Source organism: Sporolactobacillus pectinivorans, from assembly GCF_002802965.1.
Classification (GTDB): domain Bacteria; phylum Bacillota; class Bacilli; order Bacillales; family Sporolactobacillaceae; genus Sporolactobacillus; species Sporolactobacillus pectinivorans.
The window spans coordinates 2,306,731-2,326,596 of the sequence record NZ_NXGA01000001.1 but is presented as its reverse complement, the minus strand read 5'-3'; the positions used below and the strand labels follow the sequence as shown (position 1 = coordinate 2,326,596).

Genomic DNA, 19,866 nt, shown 5'->3' with positions numbered 1-19,866 from the left:
GGAGAGAGAGAGATGCATGTACTATTTGCAGCTTCAGAATGCGTTCCATTTATTAAAACCGGGGGACTGGGCGATGTCGTCGGCGCGCTGCCGAAAGCGCTCAAGGATGAGAATGTTCAGGTCAGTGTTATTTTGCCCAAATACGCGGATATGCCCTCAGAATTCAGCGACAAGCTGACATTTCTCAGGCATATTGATGTTCCTGTTGGATGGAGACGCCAATATTGCGGCATTCACTATTTTGATGAAGAGGGCATCCGTTATTTTTTCCTGGATAACGAGTACTACTTCAAACGTCACGGGTGTTACGGATATTATGACGACGGGGAAAGATTCGCCTTCTTTTCCCGTGCCGTATTAGAAGCACTCGCTTATTTGGATGGAAAACCGGACGTGATCCACTGTCATGATTGGCAGACGGGTCCTATTTGTGCATTGCTCAAAAGCGGACACTATAAAGATAACCCGTTCTATCAAAATATTCGTACAGTATTTACGATACACAATTTAAAATACCAGGGAGTTTATCCGGAACATGTTCTTAAAGAATTGCTGGATCTTGATTATGGCTTTTTCACGATGGGTGGCCTTGAATTTTACGGCTGTGTCAGCTATATGAAGGCGGGGCTGGCCTATGCGGACAGCCTGACAACGGTCAGCAAAACGTATGCTGAGGAAATTCAGATGCCGTACTATGGGGAAAATCTCGACGGATTCCTGAGATCGCGCAGCGGAGACCTTCACGGTATTGTCAATGGCATTGACCGGGAAAGATATAATCCGGCTGCGGACAGTCTCCTGTTTGCTCCGTATGGTAGTGCCGAGGGAAAGTCAGTCAATAAGACAGAGCTGCAGAAGCAGTTGAATCTCCGAATTGATAACCGGACACCGCTTGTGGCGATGATCACACGGCTTGCTGAACAGAAGGGAATCGATCTTGTTCTGCGCATTTTCCATGAACTAATGAACAGTGGTATACAGTTTGTTCTTCTTGGGACAGGCGAACAGGATTACGAATCGGCGTTTCGCTCATTGGAGGGCCGGTATCCTGGTTCGGTATCAATCAATACTTATTTTGATGATGGCCTTGCAAGAAAAATTTATGCTGCGTCTGATTTATTCCTTATGCCTTCAAAATTCGAACCGTGCGGCATTGGCCAGCTGCTTGCCTTGCGGTATGGAAGCCTCCCCGTCGTCAGAGAGACCGGGGGCCTTAAAGACACAGTCATTCCTTATAACGAATTGAATGATAAGGGTTATGGTTTCAGTTTTACCAATTATAACGCGCATGACATGCTGTATACGATAAACAGAGCACTGGGATTTTACAAGTCTGACCCGAAAAAATGGAACGAACTTGTTAAGCGTGCGCTGAATTTGGATTTTGGCTGGCAAACCTCAGCGCGGGAATATAAGAATTTGTACGAAAGTCTGGTGTGAGCACGAAAAAATAAATTTCCATAATTTAATCAAAAAAATTCAGAAATATTTTATAAATATAACCGAAATTGCCACAAAAAGTAATATAATAATAGTGTAAACGAAACGTTTGTTTACACTGGATGCTGGCATCGGGATAAATTTGCAGGAAAAAATTTAAAAGAACATTTATATGTAAGCGTTTTCTTAAAATGGAATAATCTTTCTTCTGCTTTCCAAATTAAATTATTTACAGCAAGCGTCTCGGACGTTTATTAATCGTTTGCCAGGTTCATATGATGTAATTATAGCTCTTTGAATGCGCAAAGGAGGTGAGAGGAAAGAGGCCGTTTCTTAACCTTTTTCCACAGATGATGAATGATGAAGTCATAGCGATGATTTTGGCAGGTGGACAGGGATCAAGACTGGGTAAGCTGACGCGGACGATTGCCAAACCAGCGGTGCCTTTCGGTGGGAAATACCGGATTATTGACTTCTCATTAAGCAATTGTTCCAATTCCGGCATCAAAACGGTTGGCGTGGTCACTCAGTATCAGCCGCTGGAACTGAACAGCCATATCGGCAACGGTTCCCATTGGGGATTGGACAGCAAGGAAGGCGGAGTAACCATCCTTCAGCCGCATTCAAGCCTTGACGGAGAGAAATGGTTCGAAGGGACAGCGCACGCAATTTATCAGAATATCAGTTATATAGACAGCCATCACCCGACTTATCTTCTCATTTTGTCAGGAGACCATATTTACAAAATGGATTATGAACATATGCTGGACTTTCATAAAAGGAAGAAAGCAACAGCAACCGTGGCTGTGATTCGCGTTCCATTGGAAGAAGCTTCACGGTTCGGGATCATGAATACGGATAACACAGACAGAATTATCGAATTCGAAGAGAAGCCGGCTGAACCAAAAAGCAACCTTGCATCGATGGGTATTTATATTTTTACGTGGGAAGTGTTGCGAAGATATTTGACCGAGAGCCATGCAACCGGGCAGAATATGGATGACTTCGGTAAAAATGTAATTCCTTCATTTCTTGCTAATGGAGAAAATGTTTTTGCATACGCTTTTGACGGATACTGGAAAGATGTCGGGACGATTCAAAGTCTGTGGGATGCCAATATGGCATTCATCAATCCGGATCACGAACTGAATATCAGAGACAAATCATGGCGGATCTATTCAAAAAATCCTGTTGCGCCGCCTCATTATCTGACCAGCGAAGCAAAGGTCAAGGAGTCGCTCATCGTTGACGGTTGTTATATTGCCGGCGAAGTCGACCATTCAATCATCTCGCAAAATGTGAAAATCGGATTGAACAGCAAGATTAAAGACTCGATCATTATGTCAAATACCGTGATCGGAAAAAATGTAACGATTGAACATGCAATTGTTGGCGAGCATGCCGTTTTTGCCGACAACGCCCAGATTGTCGGCGAGGATGAGATCGAGGTCGTCGGTTATAACGAAGTAGTGGGGGGCTTAACTGATGAGGAAGAATAAAATATGCGGTATTCTCAATTTAACGGAACCCCGCCATGTGTTGTTTCCATTAACACTTGCCAGGCCGGTTGCGAGCCTGCCCTTTTGCAGCAGGTATCGTCTGGTCGATTTTCCTCTGTCAAATCTGACATCCGCGGGTGTCGAGACGATCGGCGTGTTTTTAAATGACAGTATCCGTTCGATCTACGATCACGTCCGCAGCGGGAAAGAGTGGGGGATGGACAGTGTTCATGGCGGCCTGTTCTTTTTCTCCTCAATTACCAGTGATCCTGGAGAGGGCCAGCGCAGACTGCTGGATGGAGATATTTATAATTATTTCAAGAACATGGAATTCATTGAAAAATCAGGTGCAGAATACGCTGTTGTGATGGGCACGGAAATGCTCTGCAACATTGATGTGCAGGCTGTACTGCGCAATCATATCGAACAGGGAGCGGACATCACCGTTGTTTACAAGACGGTGGATCAAGTGGCAAAGAGCGATGAAGGGCTTTCGTGTATGACTATTGGTGACGACGGGCTGGTTCAGGGCCTGAGGTCATGTACATTGCATAATAATGGAGAAAAAGCGTTAATCAATATGGAAATTTATTTGCTGAAAAGTACACTTTTGATGAAGTTGATCCGAAACGTGGTTGCTGAAAATGAGCACTGCAATCTGAATGATGTGCTTCACCAGGCGATTGTCAAACTACCGACAAACGGCTTTGAATATACAGGATATTTAAAAAATATCAATTCAGTCAAAAGCTATTACGACGCCAACATGGATATGCTTCAGGATGCAAACATGACGGCATTGCTTAAGGGCAGCCAGCCGATCCATACAAAAGTCAAAAATGAGGCACCCACTTATTACTCAAAAACATCGGATGCCAGTGATTCGTTGGTTGCCAATGGCTGCGTCATCAAAGGGAACGTCACTCACTCTGTTATTTTCCGTAATGTTACAGTGGAAAAAGGCGCAGTTTTGAATAGTTCTCTGGTCATGCAGGGCAGTTACATCGGCAGCGGGGCTGAACTTCGTTATGTCGTCCTTGATAAACAAGTCCGAATCGAAGCAAACACAAAACTGATTGGGACGAAAGATAAGCCGATTGTCATTGAGAAAAACTCGATCATCAGCCGGATTCTTGAAGAAAATTCCGGGCTGTCGCAAGTTGAAAGTCTTCCCGAAAAGTCCGGTGACCGGGAAGACTACCATCCATCCCTTTCCTGATTGCTGGCCGGTGAAGAATGGCTTCGCTTTTTGGAAAATAGTTTAATATACGGGATTTTGGGTTATGCTAATTTTGTAAGTGACCATCTGATTCATGTACCATGTATATCCAAAACTACAATCTGCCCGGCTGATTGGCTGTGCCGGGCGCTTTATTTATAAAGGACGGTGCAGACATGGAACTTTCAAAAAGAAAATTCAAAGATGATTTCAAACGAATGCTGACGGAACTCTACTCTATGGATTTGGCACAATCAGCGCCAGCTGAACAATACGTGACACTGGGAAACCTTGTGCGCTCTTATTGTTCAAAAAACTGGGGCAAAACGAACCAACTTTATCTAGGTAGAAAGAAAAAGCAGGCCTATTATTTTTCAATGGAGTTTCTGCTGGGACGCATGTTAAAGAGTAACCTTCTGAATCTCGGCATCCTGGATAATGTACGCACCGGCCTGAAAGAACTTGGCATTGATTTGGAAACGCTGGAACAGGTTGAACCTGATCCGGGCCTAGGAAACGGCGGTCTCGGACGCCTTGCAGCCTGTTTTATCGACTCAATCGCGACATGTCGCATTCCGGGACACGGAAATGGTATTCGTTTTAAATATGGTCTGTTTAAGCAGAAGTTTGTCAATGGCTATCAAGTTGAACTTCCTGAGAATTGGCTGCAGAATGGGAACGTATGGGAAACAAGACGACTGAACATGGCGGTAACTGTCAGCTTCTATGGAAATGTATGGATGGAAAATACAAAAAGCGGCTATCTGATCCCCCATTATGAACATGACCAGCGCGTTCTTGCCGTGCCTTATGATACACCCATTATCGGATTCAAGAATGAAACTGTAAATACGCTGCGGCTCTGGTCGGCTGAAATGCCTCCGCAGGACGAAAGCAGTGACTACCGTTCCTACATACAGCAAAGGGATCGGATTGAAAGTATTTCAGAAGTCTTATATCCGGATGATTCGAATTATGACGGGCGGCTGCTGCGGCTAAAACAGGAGTATTTTTTCGTTTCCGCCGGTGTGCAGAGCATCGTGCGCCATTATCGGAAAATGAATCTGGATATGACACATCTGGCGGAAAAAGTGGCCATACACATCAATGATACCCATCCTTCTCTTTGTGTTCCCGAACTGATGCGCCTTCTTCTGGATGATGAGAAAATGGACTGGGAGCACGCTTGGAATGTAACCGTCAATGTTATGAGCTATACGAATCATACAATTATGTCTGAGGCGCTTGAGAAGTGGCCGGTTGAAATGATCAGCACACTTCTGCCGCGAATCTATCAGATCATTCAGGAGATTGACAGACGCTATGTCATGAAAATGAGTACTTTATTTGAATGGGACATTATCAACCGAACACGCATTGTTGAAGGCGGACATGTAAAAATGGCTCATCTGGCTATCATCGGCAGCCATAGCATTAATGGTGTGGCTAAATTACACACGGCGATCCTGAAAGAAAAAGTGTTGCATGATTTTTTCATCATCTTCCCTTCGCGGTTCAATAACAAGACAAATGGTATCACTCAGAGGCGGTGGTTGATGCTCGCTAATGAGCCGTTGCGCCATCTGATTAACGACAAGATTGGGGATGACTGGGAAACAACACCGACCGAATTGAAAATGCTGAAGGCTTTCCGCAACGATGAAAGCACACTGCGTGAGTTGAGTGCTATCAAGCGTGAGAATAAAGTCAGATTTGCCAATTTCGTTCAGAAGACGATGAATCTGGAAATCAGTCCGGATGCCATTTTCGATGTGCAAATTAAAAGGTTGCACGCTTATAAAAGGCAGTTGTTGAATTTACTAAATATTGTCAGACTTTATCTGGCGCTGAAAGATGATCCGGATGCCGATATTTATCCGCGGGTTTTTATCTTTGGCGCTAAAGCGGCACCAAGCTACACTTACGCCAAAGAAATTATTAAACTCATAAATTCTGTCGCAGATCTTGTGAATCATGATGCGGCGATCAAAGGAAAACTAAAGATCGTTTTTGTTGAGAATTATGGGGTATCTCTGGCCGAGCGGATCATTCCTGCTGCAGACGTCAGCGAGCAGATTTCATTGGCATCGAAAGAGGCATCAGGTACAAGCAACATGAAACTCATGCTGAACGGGGCTGTAACTCTCGCCACTTTGGATGGAGCGAATGTTGAAATCCGTGAGCGGGTTGGATCCGAAAACATTTTTATTTTCGGCCTGACGGAAAAGGAAGTTTATCAATATTATCAGGACGGATCCTACCATGCTGCAAGCTATTACGAGAAAGATCCCGTGTTGAAGCGTGTGCTCGACACGCTGATTGACGGGACTATACCTGGTGCTGAGACTGAGGGCAGGGATATATTTGATTCCCTCGTAAAGTACGGCGATGAATATTTTGTACTGAGAGATTTCGAGACGTATATTGAAACTCAGAAAAGAATTGATCATCTTTATCGGGATCAGATCAAGTGGCAGAGAATGGCGCTGATCAATATTGCCGGAGCAGGTGTCTTTTCGTCGGATTACACGGTACGCCAATATGCAGCGGACATTTGGGACGTATAATCAAAAACCAGGTTGAAAGAATTCATTTGTCTGTATGGTGGTTTCAATAAAAGTCTCTATAAAGCCCATTCGAAATGCCACGACTTTTGAGCCACCACTTGGGATGGCAGCTAGGACTGAAATCAAGTGCTGCCCGTATAAAAGGGTAACTTTTCGAACGTTCTCTAGTATCGATTTTTAACCGGGAAGAAGGATTGCATTATGGAAACGTCACCGGTTTATTTCAATTCGTGGTCTGAAAAATTCAGGCGTCCTTTCGGAGCAGTCCGGACAGGTCAGAATATTTACTTCTCCATTGAGGTGAATTTCAGCCAAGTTCTGCAGGTCCGGCTTGTCATGCAGAAAGACGGTCATCCATTTGAAGAAATCGAGATGGTAGCCGGTGGGGAAGATGCTCACATTTATAAGTGTAAATTCGCGACTGAAGAACCGGCGGGGCTGTATTTCTATCATTTCAAAATTGAATTTCAGGACGATCGGGGCAGTAATAGAATGGTTTATTATGGTAGAGCGGAAGATGACTTTGGAGGCAGTGGTGTACTTTGCAATGATCCGTCTCAAATTCGCCAATACCAGATAACCGTCTATGCACAGCGGGATCCCGCTCCTGAATGGTATTGCCACGGCGTCATCTACCATATATTTGTTGATCGCTTTAATAATGGAAACCGATATCATACAATCGATCATCCCAAGAAAAATTCTTTTATTTATGCAACTGAAGAAGACGAACCTTATTATATACGCGATCATGAAGGTAATATTGTCCGTTGGGATTTCTTCGGAGGTAATCTGAAGGGGGTTATCGATAAGCTGCATTATCTTCGCGGTCTTGGGGTAACCGTTCTTTACCTCAGCCCCATTTTTGAAGCCAGCAGCAATCATAAATACAATACTGCAGATTTCAGGCATATAGACCCGATGTTCGGTGACTCGAAAACATTCCAGAAACTAGTGGCGCATGCAAAAAATGCAGGTATGCACATTATATTGGATGGTGTTTTCAATCACGTTGGCGCAGACAGTATTTATTTTAATCGTTTCAAACGTTATGGGGAAGATGGCGCTTTTAATGACCGGCAATCTCCCTTTTATGACTGGTTTTCATTTCATCATTATCCTGACAGCTATGATTGCTGGTGGAACATCAGCGATCTGCCGGCCGTCGATAAAAGCAATGAAGGCTATCGTGATTTTATTTATCGGTCTGATGAAAGTATTGTTGATATGTGGACTGAAACAGGTATTGGCGGGTGGCGCCTAGATGTTGCCGATGAACTGCCTGATGATTTTATTGCGGGCATTCGTGCCGCAATGGAAAGGCATGCTTCACTGAATGATGGAAAGGTTTTAATTGGCGAAGTCTGGGAAGACGCATCAAATAAAATGGCTTACGGAAAAAGACGCCATTATCTGGAAGGCAGCATGCTGCATGGTGTAATGAATTACCCGTTCAGAAAAATGATTCTTGATCTGTTGCTTGAGCGGATTAATGCAAGACAAGCTGCCCGGTTAAGCCTGACCTTGAAATCAAATTATCCGCCCGATGCCCTCCTTGCCAATATGAATAACATCGGAACCCATGATACGGAAAGAATATTAAGCTGTCTCTCCGGTGACAAAATGAAACTCCGGCTGGCCGTATGGTTATTGATGACCCTTCCGGGAGTTCCGTGTGTCTATTACGGCGACGAAGCCGGATTAACGGGGGGAAAGGATCCGGACAATCGACGTTTTTTCCCCTGGGGGCATGAGAACAAAGAAATCGAGTCTTTCTTTCGCGAAGCGATACGTGCGCGCAGAACAGATCCGAATTTACAGTCGGGCGATTATCTGCCTTTTTCTGCGGGCAGACTGTTTGGCTTTATCCGAACCTGTGGCAAAGGTGACATTACCGCGACCATATTCAATACAACGTTAGAGAACCAGAGATTTGAGTTGGATCAGCTGATGGATGAAACTAACGGAAAATGGCTTTTTTCAGTGTTGCAAAAGGTATTTGGAAATGGCGTCAATGTCAGTCCTCTCGATTTTGTCATCACTAAAGAAAGCGTTAGCGGTTAATCATACGCTGTACTTGTCCAGCGTAAATTTGATATTCTGCAAAATATTTCCAAATTTTGTGTTAATATAAAACGTAAGAGTCTGTTCGAAAAGGAGGACAAATCGCCGGATGGCAGGCTTAAGGACACCCCGGTTATATTTGAGGAGCGGAAACTCAGGTTGACGCAGAGCCGGCAGTTNGGAAACTCAGGTTGACGCAGAGAGCCGCCGGCAGTTTTTACGGGATTTTTCAAAGGCCCTCTATAAATAGATAAGAGGCGAAAACAGATAAAGAACAGCAAGTAAGTTATTATCGGGCTCGGAGATGTGGGCTCACAGGTTTGACCGACGCTCTGGCCCTGAACCTTTTCGCTGAGATTGATACTATAAGATTTTGACAAAGAAGAAGCGGTTGAGGAAGCACTGGGCAGTAGTCATATCGATTCCTCGTACAATTAATTTTGAGTTGGGGAGTACGGCAGCACTGAGCCTGCCGAGTGTCATCGGAAGGAATGGAATCGAACGAAGACCGGCCATTCCACTTGATGATGAGGAAGTTTTCAAATTTAAGGGCAGTTATGAAAGTATTCATGCAACGATGATCAAAGGCGGACTGGTTCAATAATCATGAATCAATTTTTGAGATTTCGTAATCAATCAGTTTATGAAAAATATTTTGATTTTTTGAAAATGTGCTTGTCTATTATGTTATGATAGGGTTACAAAAAAAGGCAGGACCTGTTTGCAAGAGGCCCATCTGGGGGCATCTGCCTGGTATCTGTCGACAGATATGAAACAAGGAGGAGTTTACATGTCAGAGTCTTATGTTTTTTTTCAAGGCAAAATTGTAAAAGAGGACGATGTAAAAATCAGCGTCCGCAGCAAAGCTTTTAATTATGGCCTGGGTGTTTTCGAAGGAATCCGTGCATATTGGGATGATGAGAAAGAACAACTGTACGGTTTCAAACTGAAGGAACACTACGAAAGGCTGAAGCAGTCTGCGAAGACCGTGAATCTGAATTTCGATCTAACGGTTGACGAACTGATCCAAGGAACCATCGATCTTCTGAAAGCGAACAATTGCCGCACGACTACATATGTACGTCCGATTGTTTATAATGACGCACAGGATATTGGGCCGACGCTTGACGGTAAGGACGTTAAAGTCGTTATTTACACACAGCCGTTAAATAAATATGCCGGAAAGCCTGAACTGAGTGTCGGTGTTACTTCTTGGAAACGCCTCTCGAACAACCAGCTGCCGCCGCGTACGAAAGCGACAGCCGCTTATATGAACTCAGCCCTTGCCGCTCTGGAAACGAAGCGTGCGGGATTTGACGAAGCGATCTTCCTGACAAATGGCGATAATGTCTGTGAAGGATCCGGCGAAAATATATTTATGTTCAAGAAAGGAAAACTGGTGACTCCGCCGCCTTCCGACAACATCCTTGAAGGAATCACCCGTGATCTGGTTATGAAGCTGGCCAGGGAAGAAATGGGCCTCGAAGTTGAAGAAAGAAGCATTTCGAGGTCCGAACTTTATGTGGCCGACGAAGTCTTCTTCAGCGGGACCGCGATGGAAGTCACTCCGATCGTTGAAGTGGATCACCGGACAATTGGGACAGGCCATGAAGGAGAAGTCTGCAAGCAGATCAAGAAGCTGTTCTTTGGACTGACACTCGGGCAGAATCCGAAATATGCGGAATCCTGCACCCCTGTTTATGATAAATAAGTACCCTTACGAATCTATGAATATAACAAAAAGCCGGACTGACAGTAGAAACTGTCATCCGGCTTTTTGTTTAAATATTGAATGACTGGCTTTAAGATCTGATCATAAAATAGCGATACGCAAAATCATGATCAATGATAATAAAGAGAAAAATCACATTCTTTCGTTGATAATTGACATATGAAGCTTTTTAAACAGTTCTCTATTATAAATCATATACCATTTTACAACGGAGAAAGTATAGCGTTGCTACTTACTACGAAGTTGACGAATAATGCCTATAGGATGAATACTCCTATAGGCATACGCCTTGGCAGCGAAGTTTGAGGTGTTATTGGGCGCCTTCTAATTTGATTTTTGTTAGGGTGACCTCATCTATGAATTCATGATCATGGTCAACGATTAACATGGTCGGCTGTACTTCGGAAATGATTTGTTGGACTTGCTCTCGGGTGATGACATCTAAATAGTTCAGTGGCTCATCCCAAATGTAAAGCTGTGCTGATTCACAAAGAGAGCGTGCCAGAGCTAATTTACGCTTTTGCCCCATACTCATATTTTCAATGCAATCATTGAAAAGGCGCCGTTCGAAGCCAAGTTTACGTAATGTCGCTAGTAACATGTTGTAGGGCACTTCATGTTCGCTTGCAAAATTTTCGATTGTCCCGGCAAGGTTAGCGAAATCCTGTGGTAAATAGGATACACGTACCCCATAGTGAATTTGTGCGAAGCCGCTGCGTATTAAGGGACTTTGTTGACCATCAAGCAAGGCATTGATCAACGTCGATTTACCTACACCATTTGGTCCGACTAACGCAACACGATCGCCAGTTTTTATCGTGAAGCCCAAAGGTTTATTCAGGACTTTCTGGTTATGCTTCAGTACGAGATCTGCGACAGTGACCAGTACCTGATCGGCTCTGGCAGCCTGGTAGGGTAATGTCAAAGGCGTCATGTCCTCAACATTGTTCAAAAGTTTCTTTTTTTCGTTCACTGCGTTGTTTGTGCGCTTTTCTAACGTTACTGAACGTTTCATAACTTTAGCTGCACGATGACCGACAAAACCACGGTCGATATCACTGTTGTCTTTGCGTTTTGCGCCGGCATATTTACCGCGCTCGGCATTATTTGACCACTGTTCTTTTTGTCGAGCGGTTTTTTCCAGACGTTTGATTTCAGATTTCAATTGATCATTTTCCCGCTGCTCAAGTGCATCTTGTTGCGTTTTGGCCGTATACCAAGTTTCATAATTTCCGCTATAGACCGAGATATTAGTTCGGTCGATGGATATGACATGATCAATGATTTGATTCAAAAAGTGACGATCATGACTGATGAGTATGAACCCTGTTTTTTGGCGTAAATAGTTGGCTACAATGACGCGTCCTGTTTGGTCCAGATGGTTAGTTGGTTCATCGATAAGTTGGTAGTGATTTTCATCAACAAACATGCTGGCCAGGAGAACCTTCGTCTGTTCACCGGGACTTAGCGTGCCAAAAGACCGATAAAGGACGCTTACGTCAACTTGCAATCGTGTCAGTTCTCGCTCAATCTTCCAAATCTCATAATCGGCAACTAGGCCAAGATCAGTTAAAATGTTAAAGGTTATTTGCGTTGGATCTTGAATGGATTGTGGGAAATATGAAAAATTCAGATTAGTCTCGATTATTCCCGAATAAGTCAATTGATTTTGTAATAGTCGAAGCAGCGTTGTCTTTCCGCGGCCATTACGCCCGATTAGACCCAATCGCCAGCTTTCGTCAATTTTAAGTGTGATGTTATCAAAAAGTGGTTTCACCATGTTGTCATAGCGAAAAGTTAGGTTGCGAATTTGTATTGTTCCCATTTTGCTCACCTCATTTTAGTTGTGAGACCGGAAATGGTGTCGCCTTAAAGCGGTTATGAATACACAGAAAAGGACGCCAAGTTAGCGTCCATTTACAAGTCACTTTCAGGAATTCACTGCTAGAAAAGTACATCCCAAAAAATACTAAAGCAGTGGTACCTTTGTGATGAAACCTGTACGGACTGAAAAATGTTAGCAAGCCGCTTATGAAGACAACCAGAAAGAGGATCAATCCACTTACCGGTCTGTATCCAATTAAAAACGACTCATTTTTTCAATCCCTACACGTCCCTTCCACATTTACTTGTGCTCATATTAGCAGACATATTAAAAAAATGCAAATGAACTGGAAATAAGATAAAGGTAAGGATATTTGGCGATTCACTGTTCACGCGTTCAGCACAGTACATGTTCACGACGCAGTAACATGGCGCAACTGTATTTGTAATGCAACATCTTTAGTGTCAGTCCACAAATCAATTGATCTTTTTGCTCGAATGGCGGATGTTTCTACAGAATAAAGAGTAAGATCACACCCGAACTCATAATAAAAGCACTTCATTGACTTTAGGCAGATCTATAAAAAATAAGCGGTTGCGCTACATGTGATCCATTTAATTGTGAGCCCAAGCTATGATAGTATAAAACTGGAAGGCTTTAGTGGTAGGAGATAATTGCAATGATCCGTGCTCACCTATACATACGGCTCCTTCATACAAAAAATGAAACAAGCTCTTTCGTTATCCAAGTAAGAGATCATATTCTTTCAGTCAGTTAATTACACTATGGAAGTAAGCAATGTGTAGACTGACAATAAAGATGTTCTATTACAATAAAGTCGTTTAAAAATAACAATAAGCTGTCTAAAAGTTCAGCTTTATTGATATCTCATTCATTTTTGTTGATACATTGGAAAGGTTAGTCGATAAGTGCTGGTTTTTCATTGATAAAATCCTGCTTTTCGTTGATTATGTTGCTAAGTTTGTCGATACGGAAGGTGCGAGACTCCTGAGGGAACAGCAAACCAGGCTCGCGGAAAGCGAGCGCATGGAGCGATAAGCAACAGATTAGTTTAACAAAACCCATTTTTTAAAGAACGCAAAAAAGTACTTTGACAGGTAGAGTAATAAGTGCTAACATTACTTTATCAGATAGAGTACTTTTTGTTTGAATGGTGTGAATAAAAAGCAGATTATTGTCACATATCAGGAAGAGTGGGGGTAATTTTATTCGCAGTGACATTTTAAGAGGGCATCTGGATTCAATCATCCTGCGATTGCTGCGTGATGGTGATTCTTATGGCTACGAACTTTCTAAGACAATCAGCCGCTGGACAGAAGGAAAGTTTGAAATTAAAGAAGCCACACTATATGCCGTATTCCAACGGCTTGAAAAAAAACAGTTAATCGATTCTTATTTTGGTGAACGGACGCATGGCGGAAAAAGGAAATATTATACGATAACACCGCTTGGCAAGGCCTATTTTCACGAAATGGTGAACGAGTGGCAGGAAGTGAAGAAAATCGTAGATACATTTTTGGAGGGGAAAGGCCAGTGAAAAGATTAAATGCATACATCGATAAAGCATTCGAAAATATCCCAAAAAGTGAGCAGGCTGATCAGGCAAAAGAAGAAATCATTCGTGACCTGGAAGAAAAAGTGGCTGATTTGATGGAGGAAGGAAAATCCCAGGAAGATGCAATCAACAAAGCGATTGTGGAATTCGGCGATATTGATGAAATAAAACAGGAACTCGATCTTCCTGATCACCCCAGCCGAAGAAAACAAGAGCTGGCACGCTTGAATCTTGGTTTTTCAATCTGGGGCAGTATTCTCGTTATCACGCTGTCGGTATTTATTAACTTTTATTATTCACCGCATATCATTTGGTTCATCTATCCGACTTTTGGTATTGCCTGGTGGCCACTCTCGATGTTTTATAATTGGTACCGGAAAAAAGTCGAGGATCAGTCATGAGACGGGGAACGATTGGCTTTATAGCCTCCGGATGCGTTTTAACAGGTGTTTTTCTAATCGCAGTCAATCTGTTCACAGATTCTTCTTTATTATGGTCTTTCTATTCCGCCGTTTTATTGCTTTTTCCTGTTTTCTGGCTTCTTAGAAGAGGTATGGAGCAGAAACTTTATGTCCTTTTTGTGAGTTTTTTGCTGACAGCTCTTTTTTTCATCCAAAATATGATTGAAACGCCGAATTATTTATGGATACTTTATCTTTTGGCACCCTTGGCGATGGGTCCGATTATGATGTTTTTCGGGACGAAAAGTCTGACAAAAACGTTCTCTGTTTTTTCCGGGTTTGCCCTGATCGGGTATTATATTGCATTGAACCTTTTCTATGAACCGAGGTATCCCTGGAGTATTTTTATAACATTTGCTGTGCTTTGGTGGCCGCTGTCTCTTTTCTTTGCGCGAAGGCCGAAAATACTGGCTATAGCGGGGTCAGCTTTAATCAGTATTTTTTTAATTGTTGTTAATTTTGTCACGTCACCTCATATCAACTGGGCGATCAACCCTGTCTGTGCCACACTGTGGTGGCCCTTGAGCATGTGGCTGGCAAGGAAACCGATGGCCTACGCAGTGAGCGGCTCAGTGCTGGTTATCGCGTATTTTTCCGCAATCAATGCCATATATTCTCCTCAGGTGCTATGGGCCGCTTATCCGATATTTGCAATATTATGGTGGCCGCTCTCGGTATATTATTTCGTCTGTAGGCCGAAGAGAAGTCATGGTATTTTTTCTGAGCCCAAAGCAAAAAGGATTTGAAACTTATTTGGACAGAAGCCGTAATAAGTGTTAGAGTTATGAATCGAGGCGCGGACTCAGGTGAAATCAAACGCCTCAGGATATGCGATACGACATCAAGTGATTTATGTTCGTTAATATAAAAGGAGCGAAAATGAAATGAAAATTGCGATTGACGCCATGGGTGGCGACAATGCACCGGAAGCTATTGTTGAAGGGACAATTCTTGCAGCGAAGGCGTTTCCTGATTTGCAGTTTGTTTTAGTAGGTGATCGAGAAAAAATTGAGCCGTTTGTTGGCGATCAGAAACGGATCGAGATCCTTCACACAACAGAAAAAATTGAAGGGACGGATGCGCCGGTACAGGCTGTACGCCGGAAAAAACAAGCGTCAATGGTGCTGGCTGTTCAGGAGGTCAGAGAGAAGAGGTGCGCCGCGGCAGTCTCCGCCGGCAATACCGGCGCTTTGATGGCTTCCGGACTTTTCGGTGTCGGAAGAATCAAAGGCATTGACCGTCCGGCTCTTGCACCGACGCTTCCCACAATTCACGAGAATAAGGGATTTCTTTTCCTTGACGTTGGTGCTAATGCCGAGACAAAGCCTGAAAATATGCTGCAATATGCACTGATGGGTTCAATTTACGCTGAAAAAGTCCTGCACCGGCCGAACCCGCGTATCGGACTGCTGAACATTGGCGAAGAACCCGGGAAGGGTAATGAGCTAACAAAGAAAGCTTATCAGCTGTTGAAAGAAGCTCCGCTCAATTTTGTCGGAAACGTGGAGTCCCGCGAGCTGCTTCATGGCCCGGCAGATGTCATCGTTGCCGATGGGTTTTCTGGAAATCTGGTTCTGAAGAGCGTCGAAGGAACGGCTATGTCAGTGATGCAACTATTGAAGGAAACGCTTGGTGGCTCTTTATATACAAAGGTGCTTACCGGACTGATGTATGGAAAATTGAAGTCGATTAAAACGCGTATGGATTATTCAGCGTATGGCGGCGCATTGCTTTTTGGACTTTCTGCACCGGTCATCAAAGTCCATGGCGCTGCAAAAAGCGAGGCCGTATTTGCGGCGATCAAACAGGCCAAGATTCTAGTTGAAGAAGATGTTGTGGGGACGATCGAAGCAACATTGCATGACAAAGATCATGCCTGGTTGATTAGTAAAGCCTGATCGATTATAGATAATCGTTGAAAAAGCCGGAATTGATCTCCCGGCTTTTTTTATTATGCCATTTTTTCTTACAGCAAACTCATGATTGAGTTATTCCCACTGATAGGGCGTTTCCTGATAGACATAATAATTCAGCCAGTTTGAAAAAAAGAGATGGGCATGCGACCGCCAGCTATTAACAGGTTTTTCGTTCAGATCATCATCAGGAAAATAATGCTCCGGAAGATCAGGATGGATATCTTTTTTTAAATCTCTCTGATATTCTACAGCCAGTGTGTCAGTATCATACTCAAAATGGCCTGTGACCATAATCTGGTTGCCACCGCGGGCCATCAGAATAAATGCACCTGCCTCTGCCGACGAAGCCAGAACTTTTACTTCGGGGTGTTTCACAAGAGTATCGTGGTCGAGGTCGGTGTATCGGGAATGCGGGGCGGTGAATAGATCGTCAAAACCGCGCAGCAGTTTCTCTCTTGGCTTCACGACAGTATGGCTGTAAATACCGGATAGCTTTTTTGGCAGGAGCACCTTGTTAATGCCAAAATGATAATACAGAGCCGCCTGAGCGCCCCAGCAGATATTCAAGGTGGAAGTGACCGATTTTCTTGACCACTCCATAATTTCCTTAAGTTCATCCCAGTAATCTACTTTCGAAAAGGGCAGCTTTTCGATCGGAGCCCCCGTAATAATTAACCCATCGAATTTTTTCCCTCTGACTTGATCAAATGTTGTGTAGAACTGATCAAGATGTAGATGGCTTGTATGCGTTGAAACATGTGTCGCCGTTCTCATGAACGTGACATTAACCTGTAAAGGTGTATTGCCAAGAAGGCGGAGCAATTGAGCTTCCTCCTTCTGTTTTTCAGGCATTAAATTCAATATTAATATATTGAGCGGACGGATATCCTGGGTCACAGCCCGTTCATCATCCATCACAAAAATATTCTCTTTTTCCAGTACTTCCTTGGCGGGAAGCCCCCTTGGAATTTTTATAGGCACAATATCAGTTCTCCCCATGGTTAACTTGGTGTTCTCATTATAGACTCTTTTTTTCTTCCCGACCAGCGTGTAGTCTTTTGCGGATAATAAAAACAAGGCAGTGAGAAAAATACCGGTTTCACATCGATAGCTGCTCAGATTTGTTCGATTTAGCAAAAAATATGCTGAAAATTTTGATTCAACGACTTTTTTTCTATGAAAATATACTTATTTTGCAACAATTTCTATTATAATAAAAATTAAGTTCTGATGACGATTATCATTCTGAAAAATAATGGGGGGATGCTGTATGTCGCATGTACATATCATGCATGCTTTAAATAGAAAATTAAAAAGTCATCATGAGAAGGTTTTTGAGGGCATTTCCAACGGAAGAAAAAAAGCTCTTGATAATTGGTTCCGTGACCGGTGGGTGGAACTTGAAAATGCAAACAGAATTGTGAACAGTTACGATGAGCAGGGCAGCGAAATTGCCGCAGTGATGAGAGCACAATTAAAACAGAGCAGTGATTTTGTAGAATTCATCCTTCTTGATGAACGTGGCAAAGTCATCATTTCTACTTTCAATCAGCATATTGGCCATATGATGGCTGATCTGCCAAATTATTCAAAAGGCTTGGAAAATCAGCGATTGATGTATGGACCCTACGAAGACCCGAGAAGCTTGGATATTGATTGTTCAGATCAGCATTTTGCGGATGAGGTAACGTTGATGTTCTCTGTTCCCGCCTCTGATCGTGCGGGGGTGAAGAGAGTATTCCTTGGCCGCGTGCTTAATGACAGCATGAGCAACGTCATTCAGGATGAAGATACACACGTGTATAAAGAATCCGGTGATAATTATCTTTTTATGGTTAAGACAGATCGACCGATTCTTCCCGGGACTGCAATTTCCAGAAGCCGATTTGAAGATAATACTTTCACGCTTGGCGATAATCTGAAAGATGGTGTGCGGGCGGGAAAATGGGGCATTGTGAAAGTTGACAAACATACCGAATTTGAGATCAGATTCACGGATCCGAAAACAGGTAAGCTTCATCAAGGTGTGCAACTGACCATGGAAAATGGCAGCAATCTCGATGTGTGGCCCGGGTATCCCGATTATCGGCATATCCTCGTAGGCGGCAAAGGAACGCTGATTCATCCTCCGTATACTGAAGAAGTCTGGGGAATGATGTGCGAGGGCGATGTTTCGGAAATATACAATTTCAAGAGCCTGAATTTACGTTTGCCACTTAATTTTGCAGCCGGTATTGCAATGGCAGTGGCAGCCAACGGAATAAGTTTTCACTTCTCGCTTAACGCCGGTATTATTTGTTCAATAATGACTTGGCTGCTTCTTTCTCTGGCCATTTACCTTTCAACAAAAAAAGTTGTTGTCAGCCCGCTTAACAGGACTGTCAACATCCTTCATCAGATTGCAGAGGGAGAAGGAGATCTGACAACACGTGTTGATAAAAGTTCGTATGATGAAATTGGCGAGCTTTCGAGATGGTTTAATAAATTTATCAACAATCAGATGTCCATGGTCAAACGTGTCGGCAGTTCAGCAAAAGCGTCCAAGAACGCCGCAACGACAGTTTCCGGCATGACTAATAAGCTCTCTGAAAGTATGCAAACCGTCGGCAGCACGGTTAATGGCCTGGTCGCAGCTGCGAAACAGCAAAACAGTATCTTTCAGGACACCCGTGAGCATTTTAACAGCCTTTCTGCTGCTATTCAGGAAATGGACACTTTAATCCATCAGGTCACTGCCAAAACGGAAGATACAAGCAGCCGCACAAAAATCGCGAACGGCAATTCTTCGGCAACGTTACAGCAAATCAGTGATCTTGAAAAAACGATGAACGGGTCGCTTGAACATATAGAAACACTGCACCGCCATTCAGAGGCTATTACTAAAGCAGTGACGACAATTGCCCGAATCAGTGAGCAAACTCAGATGTTGGCACTAAATGCAACGATCGAGGCTGCGCGGGCCGGTGATGCGGGCAAGGGTTTTAGTGTGGTCGCTAAAGAAGTATCTAAACTGGCGGAGCAGACTGAATATGCGACGAATTCTGTCGCCGACCTGGTAGACAATATTCAGAGAGAAACCAATCGGACACTTCAGGAGATCCAACAAACTGATGCAAAAGTTAAGGATTCTACCCAAAGGATTAAAGACACAATTGATACATTTAATTACATATCCGGAAATATCAGAGAGATCACAGAAAAAATGGAGGCCTTGCTGAGTATCACGAATGAAGAGAGTCGCGATGTCAATGATGTGGTTGTAAAAATTAACAAAACGGCAGATGAAATCAATGAAAAAACTGTCCGGAATGCGAGCAGCAGTGAACAATCGATTGATCTGCTGGCACAGGTTTCAAATGAGATTGTCCGTCTGAAGCAAATTACCGGCAATCTTGATTATGTATCAAACAACCTTCAAAGTATGGTCTCCTCTTTTAAAATAGTCTGAAGCTGTTGAACTAAGTAAGAGAAAATAAAAAGAAGAGGCACTATTAATATAAAAATTATTTTCGCAAAGGACAATTTTAAAATTTTTGAAAATAATCATATTACCTAAATTATTTATGC

14 protein-coding genes are annotated in these 19,866 nt (G+C 43.3%); 12 read left to right on the top strand and 2 right to left on the bottom strand.

Going from position 1 to position 19,866, the window contains the following annotated elements:
* Positions 1-12: 12 nt before the first annotated feature.
* The 7 genes from glgA (at position 13) to COP04_RS11100 (ending at position 10,500) form a co-directional block, all read left to right on the top strand.
* Positions 13-1,440 (top strand): glycogen synthase GlgA, encoded by a 1,428-nt coding sequence (gene glgA / locus COP04_RS11130; RefSeq protein WP_100488085.1) that lies wholly within the window; start codon positions 13-15, stop codon positions 1,438-1,440.
* Between the two features lie 353 nt (positions 1,441-1,793).
* Positions 1,794-2,939, top strand: coding sequence for a glucose-1-phosphate adenylyltransferase (locus tag COP04_RS11125; RefSeq protein ID WP_100489646.1), 1,146 nt, complete (start codon positions 1,794-1,796; stop codon positions 2,937-2,939).
* A complete protein-coding gene (glgD, locus tag COP04_RS11120; protein WP_100488084.1) occupies positions 2,926-4,158 on the top strand; it encodes a glucose-1-phosphate adenylyltransferase subunit GlgD in 1,233 nt (410 codons plus the stop codon). Before COP04_RS11125 ends, glgD begins: the two co-directional genes overlap by 14 nt.
* A gap of 176 nt (positions 4,159-4,334) precedes the next feature.
* Positions 4,335-6,725 carry a glycogen/starch/alpha-glucan phosphorylase gene (locus tag COP04_RS11115; protein ID WP_100488083.1) on the top strand — a complete coding sequence of 797 codons (2,391 nt, stop codon included), beginning with the start codon at positions 4,335-4,337 and terminating at the stop codon, positions 6,723-6,725.
* A 201-nt stretch (positions 6,726-6,926) separates the two neighbouring features.
* Positions 6,927-8,789: a glycoside hydrolase family 13 protein gene (locus tag COP04_RS11110; protein WP_100488082.1), complete on the top strand. Its 1,863-nt coding sequence runs from the start codon at positions 6,927-6,929 to the stop codon at positions 8,787-8,789.
* 391 nt (positions 8,790-9,180) lie between these two features.
* Positions 9,181-9,393: a hypothetical protein gene (locus COP04_RS11105; RefSeq protein WP_100488081.1), complete on the top strand. Its 213-nt coding sequence runs from the start codon at positions 9,181-9,183 to the stop codon at positions 9,391-9,393.
* A 186-nt stretch (positions 9,394-9,579) separates the two neighbouring features.
* Positions 9,580-10,500, top strand: a complete 921-nt coding sequence (locus tag COP04_RS11100) for a branched-chain amino acid transaminase (RefSeq protein WP_100488080.1) — start codon at positions 9,580-9,582, stop codon at positions 10,498-10,500.
* A 331-nt stretch (positions 10,501-10,831) separates the two neighbouring features.
* Here COP04_RS11100 and abc-f read toward each other — a convergent pair whose 3' ends face one another.
* Positions 10,832-12,346, bottom strand: a complete 1,515-nt coding sequence (gene abc-f, locus COP04_RS11095) for a ribosomal protection-like ABC-F family protein (protein ID WP_100488079.1) — start codon at positions 12,344-12,346, stop codon at positions 10,832-10,834.
* Between the two features lie 1,195 nt (positions 12,347-13,541).
* Here abc-f and COP04_RS11090 point away from each other — a divergent pair.
* The 4 genes from COP04_RS11090 to plsX all read left to right on the top strand — a co-directional run bounded on the left by COP04_RS11090 (position 13,542) and on the right by plsX (position 16,281).
* Positions 13,542-13,904: a PadR family transcriptional regulator gene (locus tag COP04_RS11090; RefSeq protein WP_239984842.1), complete on the top strand. Its 363-nt coding sequence runs from the start codon at positions 13,542-13,544 to the stop codon at positions 13,902-13,904.
* Positions 13,901-14,323, top strand: coding sequence for a permease prefix domain 1-containing protein (locus tag COP04_RS11085; RefSeq protein ID WP_100488078.1), 423 nt, complete (start codon positions 13,901-13,903; stop codon positions 14,321-14,323). Before COP04_RS11090 ends, COP04_RS11085 begins: the two co-directional genes overlap by 4 nt.
* Positions 14,320-15,129, top strand: a complete 810-nt coding sequence (locus COP04_RS11080) for a hypothetical protein (RefSeq protein WP_100488077.1) — start codon at positions 14,320-14,322, stop codon at positions 15,127-15,129. The genes COP04_RS11085 and COP04_RS11080 overlap by 4 nt, the downstream gene beginning before the upstream one ends.
* A gap of 138 nt (positions 15,130-15,267) precedes the next feature.
* Positions 15,268-16,281: a phosphate acyltransferase PlsX gene (plsX, locus tag COP04_RS11075; protein WP_100488076.1), complete on the top strand. Its 1,014-nt coding sequence runs from the start codon at positions 15,268-15,270 to the stop codon at positions 16,279-16,281.
* 90 nt (positions 16,282-16,371) lie between these two features.
* Here the strand turns inward: plsX and metA are convergent, their stop codons facing one another.
* Positions 16,372-17,280: a homoserine O-acetyltransferase MetA gene (gene metA, locus COP04_RS11070; RefSeq protein WP_100488075.1), complete on the bottom strand. Its 909-nt coding sequence runs from the start codon at positions 17,278-17,280 to the stop codon at positions 16,372-16,374.
* Positions 17,281-17,569: 289 nt separating this feature from the next.
* Between metA and COP04_RS11065 the strand changes: the two genes are divergently transcribed.
* Positions 17,570-19,747, top strand: a complete 2,178-nt coding sequence (locus COP04_RS11065) for a methyl-accepting chemotaxis protein (RefSeq protein ID WP_100488074.1) — start codon at positions 17,570-17,572, stop codon at positions 19,745-19,747.
* Positions 19,748-19,866 lie beyond the last annotated feature (119 nt).